Annotated in this window: 19 protein-coding genes; 12 read left to right on the forward strand and 7 right to left on the reverse strand. The window is 63.2% G+C overall.

Going from position 1 to position 25,971, the window contains the following annotated elements; all coding sequences use genetic code 11:
* The first annotated feature begins 268 nt into the window (after positions 1-268).
* The 3 genes from ACIPW4_RS02235 to ACIPW4_RS02245 are packed head-to-tail and all read left to right on the forward strand — an operon-like array spanning position 269 to position 7,527.
* Positions 269-3,061 carry a TonB-dependent receptor plug domain-containing protein gene (locus ACIPW4_RS02235; RefSeq protein WP_400654389.1) on the forward strand — a complete coding sequence of 931 codons (2,793 nt, stop codon included), beginning with the start codon at positions 269-271 and terminating at the stop codon, positions 3,059-3,061.
* Between the two features lie 27 nt (positions 3,062-3,088).
* Positions 3,089-5,872: an insulinase family protein gene (locus tag ACIPW4_RS02240; protein WP_400654390.1), complete on the forward strand. Its 2,784-nt coding sequence runs from the start codon at positions 3,089-3,091 to the stop codon at positions 5,870-5,872.
* A complete protein-coding gene (locus tag ACIPW4_RS02245; RefSeq protein WP_400654391.1) occupies positions 5,869-7,527 on the forward strand; it encodes an ABC transporter ATP-binding protein/permease in 1,659 nt (552 codons plus the stop codon). Before ACIPW4_RS02240 ends, ACIPW4_RS02245 begins: the two co-directional genes overlap by 4 nt.
* Positions 7,528-7,641: 114 nt before the next feature.
* Here ACIPW4_RS02245 and ACIPW4_RS02250 read toward each other — a convergent pair whose 3' ends face one another.
* The 5 genes from ACIPW4_RS02250 to choX form a co-directional block, all read right to left on the reverse strand.
* Positions 7,642-7,899 carry a hypothetical protein gene (locus ACIPW4_RS02250; RefSeq protein ID WP_159412923.1) on the reverse strand — a complete coding sequence of 86 codons (258 nt, stop codon included), beginning with the start codon at positions 7,897-7,899 and terminating at the stop codon, positions 7,642-7,644.
* 270 nt (positions 7,900-8,169) lie between these two features.
* On the reverse strand, positions 8,170-8,640 hold the full coding sequence (locus ACIPW4_RS02255; protein ID WP_400654394.1) for a thioesterase family protein: 471 nt from the start codon (positions 8,638-8,640) through the stop codon (positions 8,170-8,172).
* Positions 8,641-8,650: 10 nt separating this feature from the next.
* Positions 8,651-9,616, reverse strand: coding sequence for an L-carnitine dehydrogenase (locus ACIPW4_RS02260; protein ID WP_400654395.1), 966 nt, complete (start codon positions 9,614-9,616; stop codon positions 8,651-8,653).
* Positions 9,617-9,635: 19 nt separating this feature from the next.
* The gene (locus ACIPW4_RS02265; protein WP_400654396.1) at positions 9,636-10,520 is read right to left on the reverse strand and encodes a 3-keto-5-aminohexanoate cleavage protein; all 885 of its coding nucleotides are present in this window, start codon (positions 10,518-10,520) and stop codon (positions 9,636-9,638) included.
* A gap of 120 nt (positions 10,521-10,640) precedes the next feature.
* Positions 10,641-11,585 carry a choline ABC transporter substrate-binding protein gene (choX, locus tag ACIPW4_RS02270; protein ID WP_400654397.1) on the reverse strand — a complete coding sequence of 315 codons (945 nt, stop codon included), beginning with the start codon at positions 11,583-11,585 and terminating at the stop codon, positions 10,641-10,643.
* Positions 11,586-11,731: 146 nt separating this feature from the next.
* On the opposite strand from choX, the gene ACIPW4_RS02275 reads away from it, so the two are divergent.
* On the forward strand, positions 11,732-12,676 hold the full coding sequence (locus ACIPW4_RS02275) for a GlxA family transcriptional regulator (RefSeq protein ID WP_400654398.1): 945 nt from the start codon (positions 11,732-11,734) through the stop codon (positions 12,674-12,676).
* Between the two features lie 146 nt (positions 12,677-12,822).
* Here ACIPW4_RS02275 and ACIPW4_RS02280 read toward each other — a convergent pair whose 3' ends face one another.
* A complete protein-coding gene (locus tag ACIPW4_RS02280; RefSeq protein WP_400654400.1) occupies positions 12,823-13,224 on the reverse strand; it encodes a lysozyme inhibitor LprI family protein in 402 nt (133 codons plus the stop codon).
* Between the two features lie 286 nt (positions 13,225-13,510).
* Here ACIPW4_RS02280 and ACIPW4_RS02285 point away from each other — a divergent pair, with 286 nt between their 5' ends.
* From ACIPW4_RS02285 to ACIPW4_RS02315, 7 genes are all read left to right on the forward strand, one after another.
* Positions 13,511-14,488: a dipeptidase gene (locus tag ACIPW4_RS02285; RefSeq protein WP_400654401.1), complete on the forward strand. Its 978-nt coding sequence runs from the start codon at positions 13,511-13,513 to the stop codon at positions 14,486-14,488.
* 211 nt (positions 14,489-14,699) lie between these two features.
* On the forward strand, positions 14,700-15,230 hold the full coding sequence (locus ACIPW4_RS02290) for a DUF5943 domain-containing protein (protein WP_008091518.1): 531 nt from the start codon (positions 14,700-14,702) through the stop codon (positions 15,228-15,230).
* Positions 15,231-15,245: 15 nt separating this feature from the next.
* A complete protein-coding gene (dgcA, locus tag ACIPW4_RS02295; protein WP_400654403.1) occupies positions 15,246-17,306 on the forward strand; it encodes a dimethylglycine demethylation protein DgcA in 2,061 nt (686 codons plus the stop codon).
* Positions 17,307-17,511: 205 nt separating this feature from the next.
* Positions 17,512-19,464, forward strand: a complete 1,953-nt coding sequence (gene dgcB, locus ACIPW4_RS02300; protein WP_400654405.1) for a dimethylglycine demethylation protein DgcB — start codon at positions 17,512-17,514, stop codon at positions 19,462-19,464.
* On the forward strand, positions 19,464-20,696 hold the full coding sequence (locus ACIPW4_RS02305; RefSeq protein WP_400654407.1) for an electron transfer flavoprotein subunit alpha/FixB family protein: 1,233 nt from the start codon (positions 19,464-19,466) through the stop codon (positions 20,694-20,696). The genes dgcB and ACIPW4_RS02305 overlap by 1 nt, the downstream gene beginning before the upstream one ends.
* Before the next feature lie 10 nt (positions 20,697-20,706).
* A complete protein-coding gene (locus ACIPW4_RS02310; protein ID WP_400654408.1) occupies positions 20,707-21,477 on the forward strand; it encodes an electron transfer flavoprotein subunit beta in 771 nt (256 codons plus the stop codon).
* A 948-nt stretch (positions 21,478-22,425) separates the two neighbouring features.
* Positions 22,426-23,271 carry an RHS repeat-associated core domain-containing protein gene (locus ACIPW4_RS02315; protein WP_400654409.1) on the forward strand — a complete coding sequence of 282 codons (846 nt, stop codon included), beginning with the start codon at positions 22,426-22,428 and terminating at the stop codon, positions 23,269-23,271.
* A gap of 13 nt (positions 23,272-23,284) precedes the next feature.
* Here ACIPW4_RS02315 and gbcA read toward each other — a convergent pair whose 3' ends face one another.
* Positions 23,285-24,577 (reverse strand): glycine-betaine demethylase subunit GbcA, encoded by a 1,293-nt coding sequence (gbcA, locus tag ACIPW4_RS02320; RefSeq protein WP_400654410.1) that lies wholly within the window; start codon positions 24,575-24,577, stop codon positions 23,285-23,287.
* A 293-nt stretch (positions 24,578-24,870) separates the two neighbouring features.
* Here gbcA and gbcB point away from each other — a divergent pair, with 293 nt between their 5' ends.
* Positions 24,871-25,971, forward strand: coding sequence for a glycine-betaine demethylase subunit GbcB (gene gbcB / locus ACIPW4_RS02325; RefSeq protein WP_400654412.1), 1,101 nt, complete (start codon positions 24,871-24,873; stop codon positions 25,969-25,971).

Raw genomic sequence — 25,971 nt, forward strand, 5'->3', positions numbered from 1 at the left:
CACAAGGCCGCTCCTACACAGGCAACGCGGTCTCTTGTAGCAGCGGCGTCGTGTCGCGAAAGGGCTGCAAAGCAGCCCCAGCAACCCCCCCCCTGCAAAATAATTTCACAATTTTCTGAAAATTCCCCGAGCTCCCCCGTCTTCTTCCCCGCGCGCAACAACTGATAGCGATTCGTATTCAATTTTGCTGCCCGGCGATGGTCCGGGGCGGGGATGTGGGATGACTCAAACAACAAGCCGGAAGCCGTGTAGTGCGCGGGGTTGGTCGTTGCGCCTGAAAAAAGTGGCAGGGGCCGGCGTGCTCGGCATGTTCAGTGCCGTGGCGACGCTGCCTGCGCTGGCTGAACAGGTGAACCCGCCACGCTCGGAGCTGGCCCAGGTCCACACGTTCGACATTCCGGCACAAAGGCTGGCCATCGCCCTGATCACCTTCGGCCAGCAGAGCGGCCTGCAGGTGTCGGTCGACCCGGACCTGCTCGAAGGCCAGCAGTCCACCGCCGTCAGCGGCCATCTGAGCAGCGAGGCTGCACTGGCCCAGCTGTTGCTGGGCACCGGCATCACCTGGGACTATGAATACAGCACCCTGATGTTTCGCCTGCTGCACGCCGACAATGGTGCCGTCGAGCTGCACAACACGGTGATCCTCGGCGACACCGAAGAAAACAGCTACATGGGCGCCAAGGTCATCGACCGCAAGGCGATCCAGGCCTTCCCCGGTGCCAATGGCGATATCACCACCCTGCTGCAGATGCACCCCAACGTGCAGTTCAGCACCGAGCAGAAGAGCTCCAACACGCCAGGTGAAATCGACCCTGCCGACATCAGCATCAACGGCGCCAAGTTCTACCAGAACAACTTCATGATCGATGGCATCTCGATCAACAACGACCTCGACCCCGGCGCCCACGGCTACAACGAAACCCGCCAGTTCGACTCGGCGCCCAGCCGCTCGCACGGCATCGCCCTGGACGCTGACCTGCTCGAAGAGATCAAGGTCTACGACAGCAACGTGCCGGTCGAGTACGGTGGCTTCAATGGAGGCGTGGTCGATGCGATCACCCGACGCCCCAGCCATGACCTGCATGGCAAGCTGTCCTACGCCATGACCCGCTCGGAGTGGACCAGCTACCACATCACCCGCGAAAACAAGGAAACCTTCGACACCTCGTCGAACGAGAAGAACCAGCCCGAGTTCACCAAGACCACTTTGCGCGGCACACTCGAAGGGCACTTCACCGACGATTTCGGTGCCTTGTTCAACTTCTCGCAGAAGCGCTCGTACCTGCCGCTGCGCACCTATGCCAACGGCTACAACAGCCCTGACAACGACAACGAACAGGAGCAGACCCGGGCACTGGACAACTTTCTGCTCAAGACCTACTGGAACGTCAATGATCGCCTGACCCTGGACACCTCGATCGTTTACGCCCCGCAGGAAAACACCTATTACCGCGAGGACTACCGCGACTCGGGCTACACCAACATCAACGGTGGCTGGCAGGGCTCGTTCAAGGCCATCTACGAAGGCGACACCGCCCGCTGGACGCAGCAGCTGGCGGTGAGCAACCTGTACGCCTCGCGCGACTCCGACCGTGACCAGGAAATCAAGTGGTACTGGTCCGACACCAAGGACTGGGGCAACCCTGACGACAGCAACGCGCGCAGTGCCGAGGGCGGGTTCGGCAGCCTGTACCAGACCCAGCGCAGCATCGACTACAAGCTCAAGGCCGATTGGCAGACCTTCAGCCTCGGCGCGGCTGCGCACAGCCTGACCACCGGCCTGGAACTGGGCTACCAGCGGGCAAGCTGGGAACGTGAGGACGACGCCCTGTCGATCACCACCTTGAAGCGTGACAACGGCGTGTGCAGCGGCGGCGACCCCTGGTGCTCGAATGGCCAGTTGCTCAACGGTGACAATCGCCAGTGGGGCTCGGCGATGATGGTCTACGGCGCTGGCAAGATCGACATGACGCAGAAGAAGTACGCGCTGTTCGTGCAGGACGAGATCGGCTACGGCAACCTCACCCTGCGCCCCGGCCTGCGCTACGAGGGCGACGACTACATGGAGAAGAAAAGCCTGGCGCCACGCTTTGCCGGCGATTACGACTTCTTCGGCGACCGCAGCACGGTCCTGGTATTCGGTGCCAACCGCTATTACGGCCGCAACCTGTTCAAGTATCGCCTGGCCGACGGCCGCCAGCAGTTCACCTCGCGCTACACCCGCGCCACCCAGACCAGCGATTGGGTACTGTCCAGCCAGAACAAGAACATGAGCAAGTTCTCCAGCATGGACATCCCCTATGACGATGAATTGATGCTGGGGCTCAACCAGCGCTGGTTCGATACCGAGTTCCAGCTCAAGTACGTCAACCGCAAGGGCAAGGGCCAGATCTACCGCACCCGACCCTACTACAACCTGGATGCCAAGGACATTCCCGAAGGCTACAGCAAGGACTACTACGCCTACCTCAACGCCGGCACCAGCGAGACCGAGAATATCAGCCTGACCGTCACGCCGATGCAGCCGCTGCGTTTCCGGGGCACCAGCACCAGCGTGCAGCTGGCCCTGGACTGGTCGCGGACCAAAAGTGGTTACGGCTCCACCTACGAGGCCGGCCTGGATGGTGACGAGCTGGCCGGCAACGACGTGGTGCTCGACGGCAAGCGCATCCCCTACAACGAACTGCCGGGCAGCGATTACAACCGGCCCTGGACCGCGCGGCTGACCACCATCACCGACATCCCCCAGTGGAACCTGTCGATCAGCAACTTCCTGCGCTATCGCGGTGCGTACGACCAGGTCGTCAACCTGGATGAGGACATCGAGGTCGACGGCGAGGTGCTCAGCCGCTACGAGACCGTCGCCACGCCGGCGGCCCCGACCTGGGACATGAAGCTGGCCTGGGACATCCCCACCGGCAAGGACCAGGCGTTCTTCGTCAACGTCGATATCACCAACGTCACCGACAAGGTCAACAAGATCACCAGTCGCGAGTCGGTGAGCCTGGTGAGCTACGAAGTCGGCCGCCAGTACTGGCTGGAAGTCGGCTACCGCTTCTGACCCCATAACAACACCGTGGATAACCTGATGAACAAGCTCATCGCGGGCCTGCTTGGCCCGCTGCTGCTCGGCGCCTGCGCCACAGTGATAGAACCCGACGCGCCGCTGCCCTGGGATACCCAGGTGGTGCATGGCCAATTGGCCAACGGCCTGGCCTATCGACTGGTACGGGAAACGTCGCAACCGGGTCGCCTGGACCTGCGCCTGACGGTCAAGGCCGGCTCGGTGGACGAGGCCGACGACCAGGTCGGCGTGGCCCACCTGGTCGAACACCTGAACTTCCACAGCCGCGCCGGCGGCGAACAGAACCTGCGCCAGCGCATGACCGACCTGGGTTGGGTGCAGGGCCGCCATTTCAACGCGGTGACCAACTACGAGCGCACCCAATACCTGATCGGCCCGCCCGCTGGCGTGCGCCAGGCCCCGCAGGCATTGCAGGCGCTGGCCGATCTGGCCTTCGCCCGCGACTACAACGCCCAGGACCTGGAGCGCGAGCGGCCGATCGTGATCGAGGAGTGGCGTGGCGGCCTCGGCGTGGCTCAGCGCATGAACGAGCAGCGCACCGCGTCCCAGCGCACCGGCTCGCGTTACCCCGAGCACCGCACCATCGGCAACGAGGCAGCGATCCGCTCGGCCAGCCTGGCCAGCCTCCAGGCCTTCCAGAGCCGCTGGTACCTGCCCAACAACATGGTGCTGTCGGCGGTGGGCGACTTCGACCCGCAAGTGATGCAGGCGCAGATCGAACAGGCCTTCGGTTCGGCCAAGGCCTGCGCACTGTCCAGCCGTGAGCAGCGTGAGCTGCCGCTGGACGACAAACTGAAGATATTCCGCGTGCAGGACCCGCAATCGGGCAGCAACCAGGTGGCGATGCTGCTGCGTTCCCACGAGCCAGGCAGCCGCGGCACCACCCGCGCCGCCCTGCGGGAGCGGCTGATCGACCGCATGACCCTGGCCGCGATGCTCGACACCCTGCGCCGCCAACCGCTGCAACCGGGTGTCCGTAGCCTGATCGTGCAGAAAACACTGATCGGCGCACACTCCACCGTACTCGGCATCGCTGCAGGGGTCGAAGGCCAGGCCCACAACCAGGCGCTGGAGCAGTTGCTGACCGAGATCGAGCGGCTGCGCCAGCACGCTTTCAACGAAACGGACCTGCAACGTGAGCGCGAACATATCCGTGCGCTGGGTGACAAGACCTTGGCGAGGCAGGCGCCGCGTACCTTCGAGCAATGGGTGGAACAACTCAACAATGCCGCCGTGCAGGGCAATGCCGTCACCGAGCGGCACGCTACCGCTGCGCGCTATCTGGAAGTGTTGGGCGACATCTCGCTGGATGACCTCAATGGCCGCTTGCGGCACTGGCTCGCAAGCCCTGACCGGGTATTGCAGGTGAGTGCGGCGGGCTCCTCCACGGTCGCCCTGCCGAGCGTGGTACAGGTCGAGGCACTGCAGGCGAAGCTGGCCGCAACCGCACTGCCTGGCCCCGCGCTGACAGCAGCGCCAAAGGCCCCCAAACACCCGTTGAAAATGCCTGCTGCGCCGCCAGCGGCCGCTATCGTCGAGCGCAAGCGCTTCGCGGAGCAACAGGTAGAACACTGGCGCCTGGCCAACGGCGATCGGCTGGTCTGGCTCAAGCGCAATGGCCCGGAAGGCAAGTGGCTGCTGCAGGCCGAATCTTCCGCTGGCTATCACCTTGCAGGCACCCCGGCCTGGCGCCTGCAAATGGCCGCGCAGCTGGCCATGCACAGCGGCCTGCCTGGGATGGATCAGCAGGCCCTGGCAACCTGGCGCCAAGAGCAGCGCGCAACGCTCGGTTTCGACCATCAGCCCCAGCGCCTGCAGCTCAACCTTGGCGCTGCTCCGGAGCAGTTGCTGGCGCTGATGCAGAGCTACCGGGTGAGCCAGCTGGCCAGTATCGACCCGGAACTGTTCAGCACCACGCGCGATGCATTGCTGCAACGCCTGCGCAGCCGCCCGGATGACGTGCGCGGGCAGCAGGAGAGCCGGCAGCGTGTGCTCAAGTACGGTGTCGACCATTGGCAGTCGCCGGATATCGGCGCCCTCGAACGACTGACTGCCGAACAATTGAATGCCGACTGGAAGCGGCTGGCCGGTGCGCCTGTGACCTACTACCTGATGGCGGATGCAACGCCCGAGGCGCTTGAAAAAATGGTCGGTGAACTGCTCGCGACCGTTCCGCGCACGGCACCGCTGGCCAGTCAACAGGCCCTGCAGCAGCCTGGCCAACGTCGCGCTGACCTGGCGATTGCACTGGAGCCGCGCGCCGTTGTGCAAGCCAGCAGCTACCAGCCCCAGGCCTGGAGCCCGGAAGCCGCGGCGCGGGTCGCGGTGCTGCGCGACCTGGCCAACCAGCGGCTGAAAGCACAACTGCGGGGCGAGGCTGGCGGTGTGTATCGCCTGCGGTTCGACAGCGAACTGAATGCCGACACCCAGCGCATCGAAAGCAGCCTGAGCTTCACCTGTGACCCGGCGCGGGTCGACGAGCTGTGGGCCATGGCCCAGCAGACGTTGGCCGGCCTGCAACCGGATGCCCAATGGTTGCGCAGTGAGCGCGCCGAGTTCCAGCGCCAGGAAAGCAAACGCCGCGACGACCCGCAAACCCAGTTCAAGCGCCTGATCCTGAGTGATCGCCGCTGGCACGACCCGCGCTATTTACAGACCCAGGCGCAACTGCCTGATGCGTTGAACCTGCCAGCGCTGCAACAGCAAGCGAAGCAGCTGTTCCCACGGGCCAACCAGGTGCAGCTGCGCCTGCTACCTTCGGCAGCAGCACTGGAGCAGGCCTTGTGAAGACCTTACGCACCTTCTACCGGCTCAGCCGCCCGTTCTGGGCCAGCCGCCAGCAGTGGCCGGCCTGGCTGATGCTGGCGGCAGTGATCGGCCTGGGTTTGCTGGTGGTGCAGATCAACGTGTTGATCAACAGCTGGAGCAAGACCTTCTACGACACCTTGGCAGCGTTCGACACGACGGGGTTGTACGGCCTGGTCGGCGAGTACGCGCTGTACCTGGGCAGCTATGTGCTGATCGTCGTGGCCATGGACTACATCCGCAAAGGCCTGGAGCTGCGCTGGCGTCAGGCGATGACCGGGCGCCTGACCGACGCCTGGCTGGCGGACCAGACGTTTTACCGCCTGGGGCTGACCGGCGAACCGGACAACCCGGACCAGCGCATCGCCCAGGACATCGACCTGATGGTCGGCCTGAGCATCGAACTGGTGGCGTCGTTGGTCATCAACCTGGCTCAGGTCGGCGCGTTCATGCTGATCCTGTGGAACCTGTCGGGTGTGCAGACCTTCAGCCTGTTTGGCGAGACCTTCACGGTGCAGGGTTATCTGGTGTGGATCGTGCTGGCCTACACCCTGATCGGCAGCCTGCTGACCCACCTGATCGGCAGGCCGCTGCATGCGTTGAACTATGAGCGCGAACACCGTGAGGCGGACTTTCGCGCCAGCCTGCTGCGCAAGCGCGACCATGCCGAACAGATCGCGCTGTACCGGGGCGAGGCCGTCGAGCGTGAGCATCTGGCGCAACGCTTTCGGGCCATCGCCGACAACTGGCGGCACCTGATGGGGCGCGAGCGAAATCTCAGCCTGTTCACCGTCTCCTACGAGCGCCTGAGCCTGATCATCCCGGTGTTCGCCGCGCTGCCTGCGTTCATGGCCAAGGCCATTACCCTGGGTGGGTTGATGCAGATTCGCAGCGCCTTCAATGCCGTTCATGGCTCGCTCAGCTGGTTCATCAAGCTCTACCACAAGCTGGTGCGCTGGAGCGCGGCGCTTCAGCGGCTTGAGCAGTTCGAGCAGGCCATTGCCGCCAGTCGCCGGCAGGTGCTCGAAGCGCCCCAGGGGTCATGCTTGTGCACCCGGGGCCTCACACTGTGCAAACCCGACGGCGCGGTGCTGGTGGAAGCACTCGACCTGCGTGTGGGGCAAGGTGAATGGGTGCGCCTTGGCGGGCGCAGCGGCTTGGGCAAGTCGACCTTGCTGCGTACCTTGCAGGGGCTTTGGCCGTATTGCCTGGGCGAGTGGCAGTTGCCGCCGGGGCGCAGCCTGCTGCTGCCGCAGAAGCCTTACCTGCCGCGCATGAGTTTGCGTGGCTTGCTGGCCTACCCACAGGTGGAGGTGGAAGATGATCGGCTGTTGCTGGAAGCGCTTGGCAAGGTCGGACTTGGTGGCCGGCTGGATGACGAGCAGGAGTGGGAGCGGGTGTTTTCCGGGGGTGAGCAGCAGCGGCTGAGCTTGGCGCGGGCGCTGGTGTATCGGCCAGATACCTTGTACCTGGATGAGGCTACCAGCCAGCTGGATAGGGAGAGTGCACGGTCGTTGCTGGAAATGCTCAAGCAGGAGTTACCGGGGTGTACGGTAGTTGGCGTCACTCACCAGGAAGGGCTGAACAGGTTGTTTGACCGGACCTTTGAACTAAAGAGACTGGCCGAGCCTGCGTAAGCCAGTGCCGGCCTCTTCGCGGGTAAACCCGCTCCCACAGGTCAGCACAAGGCTTGAATCTGTGATGCACCTGTGGGAGCGGGTTCACCCGCGAAAGGGCCGGAACAGGAGAAATCAGGCGCGACGGCTGAACTGGGCCAGCGCCGGCAACAGCTGCTTGTCGATGGCCTGGCGCACCGCCGGCAAAATCGTCGCACTGCCGGTATACATCTGCTCGACCATGCCCTTGAGCGCCCGCGCATTGGGCTCGGTCAGCCCACGCACTACCGCCTCGCAGGCCTGCTCGGCGCTTGCCCCGGCGGGAATATCGAACCCGCGCGCGCGCAGGTGGCCTGCCAGGTCGTCCTGGTCAATCAAATCCGCATGCATCATGGCTGTTGTCCCTTTTATCGCGAAGAGAGTGCTGCTGTGATTTACGACCGATTCTGTGTCCGCAGCGACAAGCTCGCAAGGGCAGAATGTCGCCATGGCTGGTTTGGCTAAGAACAGGTCGCTCCCGGCTAATTGCGGGTGCCGGGAACCCAGCACACTGCAGCCATTCACGGTTCCCGAGGGTTTGGTCACCCTCACTCATGCACAGTGGATGTTGCTCGCTCTTGGCCCCGGACGCTCACGGCTTTCCGGGGTTATTTTTTTGCGCTTTCAGCGCGGTAGTTGCAGGACTCGGCCGACGAATTCCGCTGTCGGCAGGTCGCGCTGGTCATCTACCAGGCTATGTAACAGTGCCGTACTCCGTTCACTGAAAGGCGCCGACTTCGGGCCGGCCAGGTCCACATGCAGCAACATCTGCTCGCTGGCAGCCAGCACCTTGTCGAACCCGGCCCGATGCAGGCTGTGATACACGTGCAGGCGCTTGTGATCGAAGCCGATGATCTGTGTCTGCACCCACACCTCGGTACCCAGTTTCACCTCATGCAGGTAATTGACGTGCGCTTCCAGAGTGAACAGCGAGTTGCCACTCTGCCCACGGCTGTCGGCGTCCAGGCCGATGCGCTCCATCAGCGCATCGGTGGCGTAGCTGAAGATCAGCAGGTAGAAGGCATCACGCAGATGCCCGTTGTAGTCGACCCAGTCCTCCTGGACTGGGGTGCGGTAGGTGATCAGTGCGGGCATCGTGGGCTCCTCAATCGCCGAAAGCCATGCCGTGCTTGGCCTTGCTGGTTTTTACGGCTTCCAGCACAGCCAGCAGCGTGTCATCGCGATAGCGCTCCAGTGCGGCGATGCTGTGCTCGCCCAGCTGATCGGAGGTGCCGTCCACCACATCGTCGATCAGCTTGTCAGTCAGCTCTGGGGCTGGCAGGTAGGTCCAGGGCAGTTTCAGCGCCGGGCCGAACTGCGACATGAAGTGGCGCATGCCAGCATCACCACCGGCCAGGGTGTAGGTGAGGAAGGTGCCCATGAACGACCAGCGCAGGCCGGCGCCGAAGCGGATCGCGTCGTCGATTTCCCCGGTTGTCGCCACGCCGTCGTTGACCAGGTGCAGGGCCTCGCGCCACAGCGCTTCGAGCAGGCGGTCGGCAATGAAACCAGGGACTTCCTTGCGCACGTGCAGCGGGCGCATGCCGAGGGCGGTGTAGACGGTCTTGGCCGCTTCGACGGCTTCAGGCGCGGTGCGGCTACCCCCGACGATCTCGACCAGGGGCAGCAGGTACACGGGGTTGAACGGGTGGCCGACCACGCAGCGCTCGGGGTGGGTGGATGACTCGTAGAATTCGCTCGGCAAAAGGCCCGAGGTGCTGGACCCGATGATTGCATCGGGCTTGGCGGCGGCGCTGATCTTCGCATGCAGGTCGAGCTTGAGGTCCAGGCGCTCTGGCGCGCTTTCCTGGATGAAGTCGGCGTCGCGCACACATTCCTCGATGGTGGTTACGAACTTCAGCCGGTCCTGTGCGGCACCGGATGCCAGGCCTTGTTTCTCAAGGGCAGGCCAGGCATTGGCGATGCGCTTGCGCAGGGCCTGCTCGGCACCGGGCGCCGGGTCCCAGGCGATCACGTCCAGGCCGTGGGCCAGGGCGCGGGCGACCCAGCCGCTGCCGATCACGCCGCTACCCAGGGCGGCGAAGGTCTTGATCTCGGTGATGAAGGGCATATCGGTCTCCTGAGGCGAATCAGCGGCGCTTGAGGTTCATTTTTTCCCGGCCTTCGGCCGGGCTGAGCACGCGGCCACCCATGCGGGTGATGATTTCTGCGGCGCGTTCCACCAGCTGGCCGTTGCTGGCCAGCACGCCTTTGTCCAGGTACAGGTTGTCTTCCAGGCCGACCCGCACGTTGCCGCCGAGCAGCACGGCTTGCGCTGCCATCGGCATCTGCATGCGGCCGATGCCGAAACCGGCCCAGGTGACGTTGGCCGGCAGGTTGTCGACCATCGCTTTCATGGTGGTGGTGTCGGCCGGCGCGCCCCATGGGATGCCCAGGCACAGCTGGAACAGCGGGTCTTCGAGCAGGCCTTCTTTCATCATCTGTTTGGCGAACCACAGGTGGCCGGTGTCGAAGATTTCCAGCTCGGCTTTCACACCCAGTTCAGTAATGCGCTTGGCACCGGCGCGCAGTTGCGCGGGGGTGGAGACGTAGATGGCGTTGCCGTCGCCGAAGTTGAGGGTGCCGCAGTCGAGCGTGCAGATTTCCGGCAGCAGCGCTTCGACATGGGCCAGGCGTTCCAGCGGGCCGATCAGGTCGGTGCCGGGGCCGAATTCCATCGGCGATTCGCCCGGGCCGATTTCCAGGTCGCCGCCCATGCCGGCAGTGAGGTTGACGATGACGTCCACGTCGGCCTCGCGGATGCGCTCCATGACCTCGCGGTAGAGGTTCACGTCGCGGCTGAAGCGACCGGTCTGCGGGTCGCGGACATGGCAGTGGACCACGGTGGCGCCGGCCTTGGCGGCTTCCACGGCGGCTTCGGCGATCTGTTTCGGGGTGACCGGGACCAGGTGGCTTTTGGCGACCGTGTCGCCAGCGCCAGTGAGGGCGCAGGTGATGATGACGTCGTGGTTCATGGCGGTTCCTTGTGGTGTCGGTGTTGGCCTTTTCGCGGGCATGCCCGCTCCCACAGGGGCCGTTGTGCCCCTGACATGTGCGTAACCTGTGGGAGCGGGCGTGCCCGCGAAAGGGCCCTGTCAGTTGGCGGTGAGCTTGAGGTTGTCGGCGGCAGGCTTGCCATCGAAGGTGGTCACACCTTCAAGCCAGCGGGCCTTGTCCTCGGGGTGGTCCTTGAGCCACTGGCGGGCCGACGCCAGCGCATCCTTGTGGTCGAGCAGCGGCTGCATCATGCGGCTCTCGTCTTCGGCGCTGAACTTCAGGTTGGCCAGCAGGCGGTGGGCGTTGGGGCAGCGTTCGGCGTAGTCCGGCGCGGTCACCGTCCACACCGTGGCGCGGCCTTCGTCCGGGCCCAGGGCATCCTGGCTGTCGCCCAGGTAGGCCATGTCGATGTTCACGTTCATCGGGTGCGGCGCCCAGCCGAAGAACACCACCGCTTCCTTGCGCCGCACGGCGCGGTCGACGGCGGCGAGCATGCCAGCCTCGCTGGACTCGACGAGCTGGAACTTGCCCAGGTCGAACTGGTTCTTGGTGATCATGGCCTTGATCTGGGTGTTGGCACCGGAGCCCGGCTCGATGCCGTAGATCTTGCCGCCCAGCTCCTTCTCGAATTTGTGAATGTCGGCGAAGGTCTTCAGGCCTTTGTCATACAGATACTTCGGCACGGCGAGGGTGGCGCGGGCATCTTCCAGGCTGGGTTTTTCGAGGACCTTGACCTGGCTGGCGTCGACGAATGGGGTGATGGTCTGGGTCATGATCGGGTTCCAGTAACCCAGGAACATGTCCAGGCGCTTGTCGCGGATACCGGCGAAGATGATCTGCTGCGAAGCACTGGTCTGCTTGGTCTGGTAACCCAGGCCATCGAGCAGCACCTGGGCCATGGCGCTGGTGGCGATGACGTCGGTCCAGTTCACCACGCCCAGGCGCACGTTCTTGCAGGCTGCGGGCTCGGCGGCGAAAAGCGGGGTGGAAGCGATGCTGCTCAGGGCAAGGGTCAACAGGCTGCGGCGGATCAAGCTGTGCATGGTGGCTCTCCATCGGCAGTGCATATTGTTATTGAGGGCGGCCTCTGCGGACCGTGTGAATAAGCTACGCTGGCGCCAGGGTGGAAAATCGCACCCTGGCGACCAAGATTTGCACGGAGGCGACTACCTTTGCCGTGGAGCACGCAATGCCGCAACTGATCCACTTCCTGCTGCTGCCGGGGTTCTCGGCCATGGGGTTCATCAGCGCCCTGGAGCCCCTTCGTGTGGCAAACCGTTTCAAGGGGCCGTCATACCGCTGGCGGGTGCTGAGCCTGGACGGCGGGGCGGTGCTGGCGAGCAATGGCATGTCGGTGAACGCCGATGGTGCGCTGGGGGAGGGCGAGCCGGGCGGGATCCTGCTGATCGTTGCCGGCTTCGATCCGCTGGCCTGCTATGGCCCGCCGCTGCAGCAGGCTTTGCGCCGGCTCGATCACCAAGGGGTGATCCTCGGTGGCATCGACACAGGTCCCATGGTGCTGGCCGAGGCCGGATTGCTCGATGGCTATCGGGCGACCTTGCACTGGGAGGCGCTGGACGCGTTCAAGGAACGCTACCCGCGTTCGCAGGTGACCCAGGAGCTGTTCGAGATCGACCGGCGGCGCATCACCTGCGCGGGCGGTACCGCTTCGATCGATCTGATGCTCGACCTGATTGCCCAGGCCCATGGCAGCGAACTGGCGGTGCAGGTGTCCGAGCAGTTCGTGCTCGGGCGCATTCGGCCGCGCCAGGATCACCAGCGCATGCAGATCGCCAGCCGTTACAGCATCAGCAACAAGAAGCTGGTGAAGGTGATCGGCGAGATGGAGCGCAATATCGAGCAGCCGCTCAATACCCAAGTGCTGGCCGATGCGGTGCAGGTGACGCGGCGGCAGCTGGAGCGGCTGTTCCGTTTGCATCTGGACGACACGCCCAGTGGCTTCTATCTGCGCTTGCGGCTGGACAAGGCGCGGCAGTTGTTGCGCCAGACCGACATGAGCGTGCTGGAGGTGGCGGTGGCGTGCGGGTTCGAGTCGGCTTCATACTTTACCCGCTGCTACCGGGTGCGGTTCGAGCGGTGTCCGCGGGAGGACCGGTTGGCCAGAGCTGTATGACGGGCTTTTGTAGGAGCGGCCTTGTGTCGCGAAAGGGCCGCCAAGCGGCCCCATCAATATCTGCCTGAGCAAAAATCCTGGGGGCGCTTCGCACCCCTTTCGCGACACAAGGCCGCTCCTACAAAGAATGGCGCCACGGTGCAGGTTTACTGCTGGCCGATGGACTGCAGATATTCCGATCGGTCATCACTGCGCTGCGCCACGCAAGTATCCCAGGCTGCCTGGAACGCCTTGCTGCCGGGCTTCTCGGCATAGGTCTCGACCTTGCAGTCGGCATCGCGCAGCTGCGTCCACAGCTTCTCGGCGGCCTCCATGCGCCCGGCCAAGGCCGTGGCCTTGTCGCCTTCATCGGCATACTGGTCGCGAATGCGCTGGATCAGGTCATCGTATGCCGATTTGAGCTCGCGCTCGGCGGTCTGCTTGTTGAACGCAGCGCAGGCGAAGGTCTGCTGGTCGCTCTCGACGTTGTCGCACGGCGTGCTTTCTTCTTCGCCGGCCTGTGCGCCCGACACCACAGCCAGCAGTACCAGCCATGCCATTGATTTCATCCGTTTTCTCCTCAACACGGCTGACCCATCGGCTGGATTCTCGCTCAGCCGCAGAGAAGACGATAGCTCTCTGACGAAATGTTCATGAAACGGCGGGAAATGTCGCTATCGAGACTGTCTCTCATCGCCAGACCCCGTGCCAGAGGCCGCGATGTCGCGCATTGACGCTTTCGGCAAACCCCCTGTCGTTTTTGCATCGGGGCGCCTTTGGGCACAGGCATATGCTGGCCCCAAAGCGCCGGCAGAAGATTCGGCGCGGCCCAAATCAACAAAAGGGGACAGCCTGATGAGCCCAGCCGAACTTCACGCCGACAGCATCGTCATCGACGGCCTGATCATTGCCAAATGGAACCGCGAGCTGTTCGAGGACATGCGCAAAGGCGGGCTGACTGCGGCCAATTGCACGGTGTCGGTCTGGGAAGGCTTCAAGGCGACCGTCGACCAGATCGCCGCCAGCCAGAAGCTGATCCGCGACAACGGCGACCTGGTGATGCCGGTGCGTACCACCGCCGACATCCGCAAGGCCAAGGAGCTGGGCAAGACCGGCATCCTCTTCGGCTTCCAGAACGCCCATGCGTTCGAAGACCAGATCGCCTACGTCGATGTGTTCAAGCAGCTGGGCGTGGGCATCGTGCAGATGTGCTACAACACCCAGAACCTGGTCGGCACCGGCTGCTACGAGCGTGACGGCGGCCTGTCGGGTTTCGGCCGCGAGATCGTCGCCGAAATGAACCGCGTCGGCATCATGTGCGACCTGTCCCACGTCGGCTCCAAGACCAGTGAGGAAGTCATCCTCGAATCGAAGAAGCCGGTCTGCTACTCCCACTGCCTGCCTTCTGGCCTGAAGGAACACCCGCGCAACAAGTCGGACGCGGAGCTCAAGTTCATCGCCGACCACGGCGGCTTCGTCGGCGTGACCATGTTCGCCCCGTTCCTGGCCAAAGGCATCGACTCGACCATCGACGACTACGCCGAAGCCATCGAGTACACCATGAACATCGTCGGTGAAGACGCCATCGGTATCGGTACCGACTTCACCCAGGGCCACGGCCAGGACTTCTTCGAGTACCTGACCCACGACAAGGGCTACGCCCGTCGCCTGACCAACTTCGGCAAGATCATCAACCCGCTGGGCATCCGCACGGTCGGTGAATTCCCCAACCTCACCGAGACCCTGCTCAAGCGCGGCCATTCCGAGCGCGTGGTACGCAAGATCATGGGCGAGAACTGGGTGAATGTCCTCAAGGACGTCTGGGGCGAGTGAGCACTGCTGGGGCCTACTGCGCACGCCGATCGCTGCGTCAGGCCCTCACGAAAAGCTCGCCGTGCCTCGGCACTGTCTCGCTTTTCGCTTCGGCCCTTCCTTGCGCTCGACGCGCTCGCTACGGCCCCAACAGCACTCACTGCGGCTGTTTATAAAAGCAAAAGCCAGATCGGCTTTTGATCAAACAAAATTTTTATGGAGTTGAGTTTCCATGGCCAAGATCGCCCCGCAATTGCCAATCGAAGTCGACAGCGAAACCGGTGTCTGGACCAGCGACGCCCTGCCGATGCTGTATGTGCCACGTCATTTCTTCGTCAACAACCACATTGGCATCGAGGAAGTGCTGGGCGCCGACGCCTACGCCGAGATCCTCTACAAGGCCGGCTACAAGTCCGCCTGGCACTGGTGCGAAAAGGAAGCCGAATGCCATGGCCTGGAAGGTGTGGCGGTGTTCGAGCACTACATGAAGCGCCTGAGCCAGCGTGGCTGGGGCCTGTTCGAGATCCAGGACATCGACCTGGATAAAGGCACCTGCAGCGTCAAGCTCAAGCACTCTGCATTCGTGTACGTCTATGGCAAATGCGGCCGCAAGGTCGACTACATGTTCACCGGCTGGTTCGCCGGTGCCATGGACCAGATTCTCGCTGCCCGCGGCAGCAAGATCCGCACCGTGGCCGAACAGGTCTACGGCGGGTCGGAAGAAGGCCACGAAGATGGCCTGTTCGTTACAAAGCCGTTGTAAGCCGGAGATAGCGTCATGGCCTTCGAAGCAATGTTCCAGCCGATCCAGATCGGCAAACTGACCATCCGCAACCGTGTGCTCAGCACCGCGCACGCCGAGGTGTATGCCACCGACGGCGGGATGACCACCGACCGCTATGTGAAGTACTACGAAGAGAAGGCCAAGGGCGGCATCGGCCTGGCGATCTGCGGCGGCTCGTCGGTGGTCGCCATCGACAGCCCGCAGGAGTGGTGGGCCTCGGTCAACCTGTCGACCGACCGCATCATTCCGCACTTCCAGAACCTCGCTGACGCCATGCACAAGCATGGCGCCAAGATCATGATCCAGATTACCCACATGGGCCGCCGCTCGCGCTGGGACGGCTTCAACTGGCCGACCCTGATGTCGCCGTCGGGCATCCGTGAACCCGTGCACCGCGCCACCTGCAAGACCATCGAGGTGGAAGAGATCTGGCGGGTGATCGGCAACTACGCGCAGGCTGCGCGGCGTGCCAAAGAGGGTGGCCTGGACGGCGTGGAACTGTCGGCCGTGCATCAGCACATGATCGACCAGTTCTGGAGCCCGCGGGTCAACAAGCGTACCGACGAATGGGGCGGCACCTTCGAAGGCCGCATGAAGTTCGGCATGGAAGTGCTCAAGGCCGTGCGTGCCGAAGTCGGCGACGACTTCTGCGTGGGCATGCGGATCTGCGGCGACGAGTTCCACCCCGATGGCCTCAGCCATGAGGACATGAAGCAGATCGCCGCCTACTACGACGCCACCGGCATGCTCGACTTCATCGGCGTCGTCGGCTCGGGCTGCGACACCCACAACACCCTGGCCAACGTCATCCCCAACATGAGCTACCCGCCGGAGCCGTTCCTGCACCTGGCGGCCGGCATCAAGGAAGTGGTCAAGGTCCCGGTGCTGCATGCGCAGAACATCAAGGACCCGAACCAGGCCACGCGTATTCTGGAAGGCGGTTACGTGGACATGGTCGGCATGACCCGTGCGCACATGGCCGACCCGCACCTGATCGCCAAGATCAAGATGGGCCAGATCGACCAGATCAAGCAGTGCGTCGGTGCCAACTACTGCATCGACCGCCAGTACCAGGGCCTGGATGTGCTGTGCATCCAGAACGCCGCGACCTCCCGTGAATACCTGGGCGTGCCGCACATCATCGAGAAGACCACCGGGGTCAAGCGCAAGGTGGTGGTGGTTGGTGCAGGCCCCGCCGGCATGGAAGCGGCCCGCGTGGCTGCCGAACGCGGCCATGATGTGACCCTGTTCGAGAAGAAAGACCAGATCGGCGGGCAGATCACCATTGCTGCCAAGGCACCCCAGCGTGACCAGATTGCCGGTATCACCCGTTGGTACCAGCTGGAGCTGGCGCGCCTGAAGGTCGACCTGCGCCTGGGTACCGCCGCTGACGTGGCGACCATTCAGGACCTGCGCCCGGACGTGATCGTGCTGGCGGTAGGTGGCCATTCGTTCCTCGAGCAGAACGAGCACTGGGGCGCCGCTGAAGGGCTGGTGGTCAGCAGCTGGGACGTGCTCGACGGCAAGGTCGCGCCGGGCAAGAACGTGCTGGTGTACGACACCATCTGCGAATTCACTGGCATGTCGGTGGCCGACTTCATCGCCGACAAGGGCAGCCAGGTCGAGATCGTCACCGACGACATCAAGCCGGGCGTGGCCATGGGCGGTACCACCTTCCCGACCTACTACCGCAGCATGTATCCCAAAGAAGTGATCATGACCGGCGACATGATGCTGGAAAAGGTCTACCGCGAGGGTGACAAGCTGGTGGCCGTACTCGAGAACGAATACACCGGCGCCAAGGAAGAACGCGTGGTCGATCAGGTGGTGGTGGAAAACGGCGTGCGTCCGGACGAGCAGCTGTATTACGCGCTGAAGGAAGGTTCGCGCAACAAGGGCCAGATCGACGTGGAGGCGCTGTTCGCCATCAAGCCACAGCCGATCCTCAGCCAGCCGGGCGAGGGTTACCTGTTGTATCGCATCGGCGACTGCGTGGCCCAGCGCAACGTGCATGCGGCGATCTACGACGCCTTGCGCCTGTGCAAGGACTTCTGATCGCACCGCCTCTCTAGAGGCGGGACTGGCCCCCCTGTAGGAGCGGCCTTGTGTCGCGAAAGGGCTGCGAAGCGGCCCCAGCTATTCATCAGCGCTGAGAATGCTGGGGCCGCTCCGCGACCCTTTCGCGACACAAGGCCGCTCCTACAGGGGTCCGCGCCGCCCCTGAGGTGGCGCAAGAATCCAGCTGTTGTGGGAGCCTCCCATGTTGAACACCCTTCTACCCATCCTGCTGTTCGCGGCCCTGGGCCTGGCCGTGCTCGGCGCCCTGCGCCGGGTGCGTATGTGGCGGCGTGGCCGGCCGAGCCAGGTCAACCTGATCGGCGGCCTGCTGGCCATGCCGCGGCGCTATCTGGTCGATCTGCACCACGTGGTCGAGCGCGACAAGTACATGTCCAAAACCCACGTGGCCACCGCTGGCGGCTTCGTGCTGTCGGCCGCGCTGGCGATCCTGGTACACGGCTTCGGCCTGCAGAGCAAGATCCTCGGCTACGCGTTGCTGGTGGCCACGGTCATCATGTTCACGGGCGCCATCTTCGTCTTCAAACGTCGCCTGAACCCGCCTTCGCGCCTGTCCAAGGGCCCGTGGATGCGCTTGCCGAAAAGCCTGCTGGTGTTCGCGGCCAGCTTCTTCATCGCCACCTTGCCCGTCGCCGGCATCCTGCCGGCCAATACCGGCGGCTGGGTGATGGTCGGCATCCTTGGCCTGGGCGTACTGTGGGGCGTGTCGGAGCTGTTCTTCGGCATGACCTGGGGCGGCCCGATGAAGCACGCCTTCGCCGGTGCCCTGCACCTGGCGTGGCACCGCCGCGCCGAACGCTTCGGCGGCGGCCGCTCCACCGGCCTGAAGCCGCTGGACCTGGAAGACCCAAACTCACCCTTGGGCGTGGAAAAACCGGTGGACTTCACCTGGAACCAGCTGCTCGGCTTCGATGCCTGCGTGCAGTGCGGCAAATGTGAAGCCATGTGCCCGGCATTCGCCGCCGGCCAGCCACTGAACCCGAAAAAACTCATCCAGGACATGGTCATCGGCCTGGCCGGTGGCAGCGATGCCAACTTTGCCGGCAGCCCGTACCCGGGCAAGCCGATCGGCGAGCACAGCGGCAACCCGCACCAGCCGATCGTCAACGGCCTGGTCGACGCCGAGACGCTGTGGTCATGCACCACCTGCCGCGCCTGCGTCGAGGAATGCCCGATGATGATCGAGCACGTCGATGCCATTGTCGACATGCGCCGCCACCTCACCCTGGAAAAGGGCGCGACCCCGAACAAGGGTGCCGAGGTGCTGGAAAACCTCATCGCCACCGACAATCCTGGTGGCTTCGCCCCGGGCGGGCGGATGAACTGGGCGGCCGACCTCAACCTGCAACTGCTGTCGGAGGTGAAAACCACCGAAGTGCTGTTCTGGGTCGGCGACGGTGCCTTCGACATGCGCAACCAGCGCACCCTGCGTTCGTTCGTCAAGGTGCTCAAGGCTTCAGGCGTGGACTTCGCCGTGCTTGGCCTGGAAGAGCGCGACAGCGGTGATGTGGCACGCCGGCTGGGCGATGAGGCAACCTTCCAGCAACTGGCCAAACGCAATATCCAGACCCTGGCCAAGTACAAGTTCAAGCGCATCGTCACCTGCGACCCTCACAGCTTCCATGTGCTGAAGAACGAGTACGGCGCGTTGGGCGGCGAATACGCGGTGCAGCACCACAGCACCTACATCGCCGAACTGATCGCGGCCAAGAAGCTCAACCTCGGCCAGCACAAGGGCGGCAGCGTCACCTACCACGACCCGTGCTACCTGGGCCGTTACAACGGCGAGTACGAAGCCCCGCGTGAAGTGCTCAAGGCGCTTGGGATCGAAGTGCGCGAGATGGAGCGTTCGGGCTTCCGTTCCCGCTGCTGTGGCGGTGGCGGTGGTGCGCCGATCACCGACATCCCGGGCAAGCAGCGGATCCCGGACATGCGCATGGACGATATCCGCGAGACCCAGGCGGAGCTTGTGGCCGTGGGGTGCCCACAGTGCACCGCAATGCTCGAAGGCGTGGTCGAACCGCGCCCACAGATCAAGGACCTCGCCGAGCTGGTAGCCGATGTGCTGATCGAAGAGGAAACTCCCGCGGCCCCAAAGTCGCCAACGGTCAAACGTGAACCTGCGGAGGTGCATTGATGAGCGACATCATCCGCCGCGACCCTCGCGCCGAGTGGATCGCCCGTAACCGTCTGCATCCGCTGCATGCGGCGATGCAGACGCAACAGACGAGCTGGATGGGGCCAAACGGCATCATCCGCAAGAACCCCCATGCCATCGCGGCAGGTTTCGTGGGTCCGGCCGGTATCAAGCGTATCGACCGAACCGGTGCCCAGCAGGGCACGGGCGTCGGTGGGCGGCGTACGGCGGCCGCCGAGGTGCAGCTGCCGCTGCATCAGGTACCGGCACCGGCGTTCTACATCGCCGTCGTGCCAGACATGGTCGGCGGCCGGCTGAGCAGCCACGACCGCGACCTTCTGGGCCTGGCCCATAGTTTGGCTGGCAGCGACGGCGCAGTGCTTGCGGTGGTGTTTGGCGAACATAAGGAAAGCAACTTTTCCACAGCCGGTGTCGACCGCCTGCTGGTGCTCGAAGGCGAAGAATTCGAAGGTTATGCACCGGAGCAGCTGGTGCAGGGCCTGCGTGCTGTGGATAACCAGTTCACCCCGCGCCACTGGCTGCTGCCAGACAGCCGCACCGGTGGCGGCGAACTGGGCCGGCGTTTCGGCGCGGCATTGGGCGAGCGCCCGGCAACGCGGGTGTGGCAGGTCAAGGACGGCCAGTGCATCGGCCGTGCCGGTGCCGGCCTGCAAGACCTGCAACGCACCGTGCCCCGCCTGATCCTGGGCGCGGCGGAGTGTGCCGAGCCGGTCAGCGAAACCCGTCACGAAGCGCTGCCGGTCGAGTTGCCCACAAACGTGGCGCGCAGCCTGTCGCGTATCGAGGATCTAGGCTCGGTGGCTGTGGATCCTGCGACCATCGCCATGGCCGAGGCCGAGTTCATCGTTTCGGGCGGCAACGGCGTCAAGGACTGGGACCTGTACCACAAGGCCACTGCGGCCCTCGGCGCCACCGAAGGCGCCTCGCGGGTGGCGGTGGACGACGGCTTCATGCCGCGCAACCGCCAGGTGGGTGCTACCGGCACCTGGGTGACCGCACGGGTCTACGTGGCTGTGGGTATCTCCGGCGCGATCCAGCACCTGCAAGGCATCGGCGCCTGCGACAAGGTGGTGGCGATCAACATGGACCCGGGCTGCGACATGATCAAACGGGCCGACCTGTCAGTGATTGGCGACAGTTCGGCAATCCTCCAGGCGTTGATCGAGGCTGTGGACAACTTCCGCAGCGGCGGCCAGCGCGACGCGGCATAAGGGCACGAGCATGAGTACGAAAGTGATCAGCCTGGTTTCCATCGGTGCCCACCCCAGCTCCGGCCGCGCCCGCCGCGCCGAGCAGGATGCCCGCGCCGTGGAACTGGGTTTGCAACTGGCTGGGGATAACTTGCAGGTGGTGCATGCCGGCGACCCCAGGGAAGAGGCACTGCGCGGCTACCTGGGCATGGGCCTGGACCATCTCGATGTGCTGGAACAACCGGCCGGCGCCGATGTGCTGGGCGTGCTGGGTGATTATCTGCGCGATGCTGGCGCCCAGCTGGTGCTGACCGGCAGCCAGGCCGAGACGGGTGAAGGGTCGGGGATGCTGCCGTTCCTGCTCGCCGAGAAACTCGGTTGGCCGCTGGTGGTGGGGCTGGCCGAAGTGGAGTCGATCGACAACGGTACTGCCCTGGTGCTGCAAGCGCTGCCACGCGGCCAACGGCGTCGGCTGAAGGTGCGTCTGCCGTTGTTGGCGACTGTGGATAACGCCGCGCCCAAGCCGCGCCAGAGCGCTTTCGGCCCAGCCCGTCGAGGTGTGCTGGCGGCGCGCAATGTGGCAATCGTCGAGGACCAATTGCTGGCTGAAGGCGAACTGCAGCCGGCGCGGCCACGGCCCAAGCGGCTCAAGGTGATCAAGGCCAAGAGCGGTGCCGACCGGATGAAGGCCGCAACGGCCAAGGCCAGCGGAGGCGGCGGCAAGGTGTTGAAGGATGTTTCTCCACAGGAAGGCGCCGAAGCCATCCTCAAGCTGTTGGTGGAGGAGGGCGTACTGCGCTGAGCCTGGCTGCGCTTTCTTGTAGGAGCGGCCTTGTGTCGCGAATGGGCTGCAAAGCAGCCCCGGCAATATGTGCAACCGCGCTGATATCCTGGGGCTGCTTCGCAGCCCTTTCGCGACACAAGGCCGCTCCTACAAAGAGTGGTGATACGTTGAATGCCCAGTTCGCCAATCCTTCCGTCACTGGCTGAAACGACACCCGCGCCCCCGTCGTCAGTTCCCCATCCCTTGCTGCACAGCGCAAAACCAGGTAATCCCACCCTTGTCTCTCGGTGCTGATTACCCCCATCCCGCGGCCTTCATCGAACCATCTCACGGTCCCGCTCAGGCGCCTGTGCATAAGTCACTCCTGAATAATGCCAAAGTAGTGGCCACTACTGAAGCACAAAGGGCAAACTGGCGATACTGGTAAAAATGCCAGGTGCCTTGCGATTTTGCCCACGGAATCTGTTTGCCAAGGTGTGGATAAAGTGTTGGTGCATAGCTGCAGGCCCTAGCTAGCTTGGCCTACGGCGATATGGACGAAAAATGATCAGCTTCTTTTGAGTGAGTTGAATAAGGCGTGTGGCGTCAGGGACTGAATTTGCCCACAATCGCTGTTAGCCGGTCTGTGGATAATCTGTTTGGCATTGGTTGTAAGCCCCGTAGACAAAGGGCTCGGACAAATTGATCAATAAGTACTCAAATTGATTAATAGGCTCTTGGAGCTCGAATAATCAGGGAGTTGAGTCGCTTATCCACAGCACGATTTCCATAGTAGCTCATTTGCTCACAAACTCTGTTGGTGTCTCTGTGGACAAGGTGTAAGAAGTCCGCTGTAGCTCAATAACTACGCTGCATTGGCAGGATTGATCAAATTATGATCAGAAGCTTGCCTGATATTTTTGCTAGTACTCAAGCTTTCAAGCTGCAGTTAACGTATCCATAGGTCTTTCCGTTTGTGGATAAGTCATGGCGACATTCTTGTTTATGGTTGATTGGCAACAGTCTGTTCTGGGTGGAACGTCTTTTGGTCCACGTGCCTATTCGCCCTTTGGTGCCCTAAGGGCTCCCCCTGCACCAGGGCTGGCCTTCTGTGGCCAGTATCGCGACTTGTTGACGGGTAGTTATCCGCTGGGAAAGGGTCGACGTTTCTACAGCCCAACCTTGATGCGCTTCATGACGCCTGACTCGCTAAGCCCGTTCTCCAAGGGAGGCATCAATGCGTACGTTTATTGTGGCGCTGACCCGGTAAATCGACATGATCCAAGCGGCGCTTTCTGGTTGAGTGTTTTGCTCAGAGCTGTTGGCGTGGTTTCCAGTAGCGCCACGTTGTTCGGCGCAACAGTGCGTACGATGAAGAATATAGTGGGTCGCAGGTCAGCTACGCAGGCCAGCATGAGTGCCCTCTCGACCGGCATCGAAACGACCACCAGTCCCTCTTCTCATGAGGAATTGTCCCATCTGGCAAGGGTTTCAAATCAGCAGTTCGCCATGACGGGCGCTTTCGGCGTAGCCGGGCAGGTAACGGCTGCGGCATACGGGGTGAGCCCAAACCTGCAAACGCTTACGGATGTGTTTGCTGCAGGTAATACGGTCACCAACCTGAGCGGTGGTTCGACAGGGAGTTTTGCTGCAGCGCACGAAGTGTTCGTTTACTTGCGCGGCAATCCAGGTGAAATTCCGTCGGTGGCCTGGGAAACGCTATTGGATCTGACGATGGTGGACGAGATGCTGTCCGCAGTAGGCAGGGGTTTTGAGGGGGCTGCAAGGCGGATAAGGTCTACCCGCCCTGCACCCTACACAGTTTCGCTTTAAGCTCCGGTATTGCTTACTGCGCCAGCACTTCCTTCAAATACGGCGCTGGCTCCGCCCCCAGGTTCTCCAACACCCGCTGGCTGTACCAGTCGATGAAATTGACCACACCAAACTCGTAAGTCTTCGAATACGGCCCTGGCTGGTACGCCGTGGAGTTGATCCCACGCTGGTTCTCTTCCGCCAGGCGACGGTCCTGGTCGTTGGTGGCATCCCACACCTTGCGCATGCGCTCAGGGTCGTAGTCCACGCCTTCCACGGCATCCTTGTGCACCAGCCACTTGGTCGTGACCATGGTCTCCTGCGCGCTGATCGGCCACACGGTGAACACGATGATGTGGTCGCCCATGCAGTGGTTCCACGAGTGCGGCAGATGCAGGATGCGCATCGAGCCGAGGTCCGGGTTCTTGATGCGGCCCATCAGTTTCTGGCAGGCCTGCTTGCCGTCCATGGTCATCGACACGGTGCCCTTGAGCAGCGGCATGCGCACGATGCGGTTACGCAGGCCGTGGCTCTTGTGCAGGTACGGGATCTTTTCGGCTTCCCAGGCGGCGGCAGAGGCGGCCACGTGGTCCTTGAAGGCCTGGTCGGCGCGGGGGTCGTTGGTGTCGTCCCACTCCAGCAGGGTTTGCAGCAGTTCTGGGTGCGACCCGGAGCAGTGGTAGCACTCGCGGTTGTTTTCCAGCACCAGCTTCCAGTTGGCCTTTTCCATCAAGGTGGTCTGCACCGCCACCTTGGTGTTCTCCATGTCGTACGGTTCCATGTAATGCTCGAGCGTGGCCAGGAACTCGTCGATGGCTGGCGGGTTTTCCGCCAGGCTGATGAAGATGTAGCCACCAGCGACCTTCACGTGCACGGGCTTGAGGCCATACTCTTTCATGTCGAAGTCGGCACCCATTTCGGTGCCGGCGAACAGCAGGCGGCCGTCCAGCTCGTAGGTCCACTGGTGGTAGTGGCAGACCAGCTTGGCCACCTTGCCTTTGTCGCTGACGCACAGGCGCGAGCCGCGGTGGCGGCAGACGTTGTGGAAGGCATGCACCTTGCCTTCGGCGCCACGCACCACCAGGATCGGGTTCTTGCCGATCTGCAGGGTGATGTAGTTGCCCTTGGCCGGAATCTCGCAAGTCATGCCGGCGATCAGCCACTCCTTGTGGAAGATTTCCTGCATGTCGATCTGGAACAGACGCTCGTCGGTGTAGAAAGGCTGGGGCAGCGAGTAGGTGCGCTCGCGGGTCTGCAGCATCTCGGCGGTTGCCTTGCGTGCAGGTTCCAGTGGATCGCCCAGGCTCAGGGTTGCGGTGACGTCCATCGTGTATTCCTCGGGGCCGTGCGCGGCCGGCAAAAGGTGGCTAATCGTTGTTGTGGTGCCGCAGGGCTGCATGACAAAGCAGCGTGTTGTTTTGCCGTGGAGTGTGCGTCCGAAGACGCCGTGAACCGTATCCATGGGCGACATGGCCGATTTGAATTACGACGCGCCAGCCCTTGTAGCATGGGGCTGGTCGCGATAAGCACGCCGATGTCGCTGGCAGGAATGTACGTCGCCTTCAGACTGCGCATTATCCAAGCCATAAAAAGGCCAATAGTCGGCCGCTGGAGATGAACATGTCCGATACCTTCCTCAATCCGGTCAGCACACAGACCTGGGCCAACGGCCGCCACATCGTGCGCTGCGTCAAGGTCATCCAGGAGACCTGGGACGTGCGCACCTTCTGCTTCATGGCCGACCAGCCGATCATGTTCTTCTTCAAGCCCGGGCAGTTCGTCACCCTGGAGCTGGAGATCGACGGCAAGCCGGTGATGCGCTCGTACACCATCTCCAGTTCGCCATCGGTGCCTTACAGCTTCTCGATCACGGTCAAGCGGGTGCCGGGCGGGCATGTGTCCAACTACCTGCACGACACCATGCATGAGGGCGCCGAGCTGCCGGTGCACGGGCCGGTGGGGTTGTTCAACGCCATCGACTTCCCGGCGGGCAAGGTGCTGTACCTGTCCGGTGGCGTGGGCATCACCCCGGTGATGTCGATGGCGCGCTGGTTCTACGACACCAACGCCAACGTCGACATGGTCTTCGTGCACAGCGCCCGCTCGCCGAAAGACATCATCTACCACCGCGAGCTGGAGCAGATGGCGTCGCGCATCCCCAACTTCAGCCTGCATATCATCTGTGAGAAGCACGGGCTGGGTGAGCCATGGGCGGGTTATCGCGGCTACCTCAACCAGCGCCTGATGGAGCTGATCGCGCCGGACTACATGGAGCGCACGGTGTTCTGCTGCGGCCCGACGCCCTACATGACGGCGGTCAAGCGCATGCTCGAAGCGGTCGGCTTCGACATGAAGAACTACCACGAGGAATCGTTCGGGGCGACGCCGGCAGAGGCCAAGGCCGATGCGGTGGAGCATGCCGAACAGGCCGCCGATGCGCCGGAGCTGGATGTTTCCGACCTTAACCTGGTGGAGTTCATCGGCAGCGAGAAGAGCATCCGCGTAGCCCCGGGCGAGACCGTGCATGCGGCGGCGGCGAAGGTCGGGCTGATGATCCCGAAAGCCTGCGGCATGGGTATTTGCGGGACGTGCAAGGTGCTCAAGCTGGGTGGCGAGGTGGAAATGGAGCACAACGGCGGGATTACCGAAGAGGACGAAGCCGAGGGCTACATCCTGTCGTGCTGCAGTGTGCCGAAAGGGGATGTGCGGATCGATTATTGA

Source organism: Pseudomonas sp. NPDC089996, from assembly GCF_044748405.1.
GTDB lineage: Bacteria > Pseudomonadota > Gammaproteobacteria > Pseudomonadales > Pseudomonadaceae > Aquipseudomonas.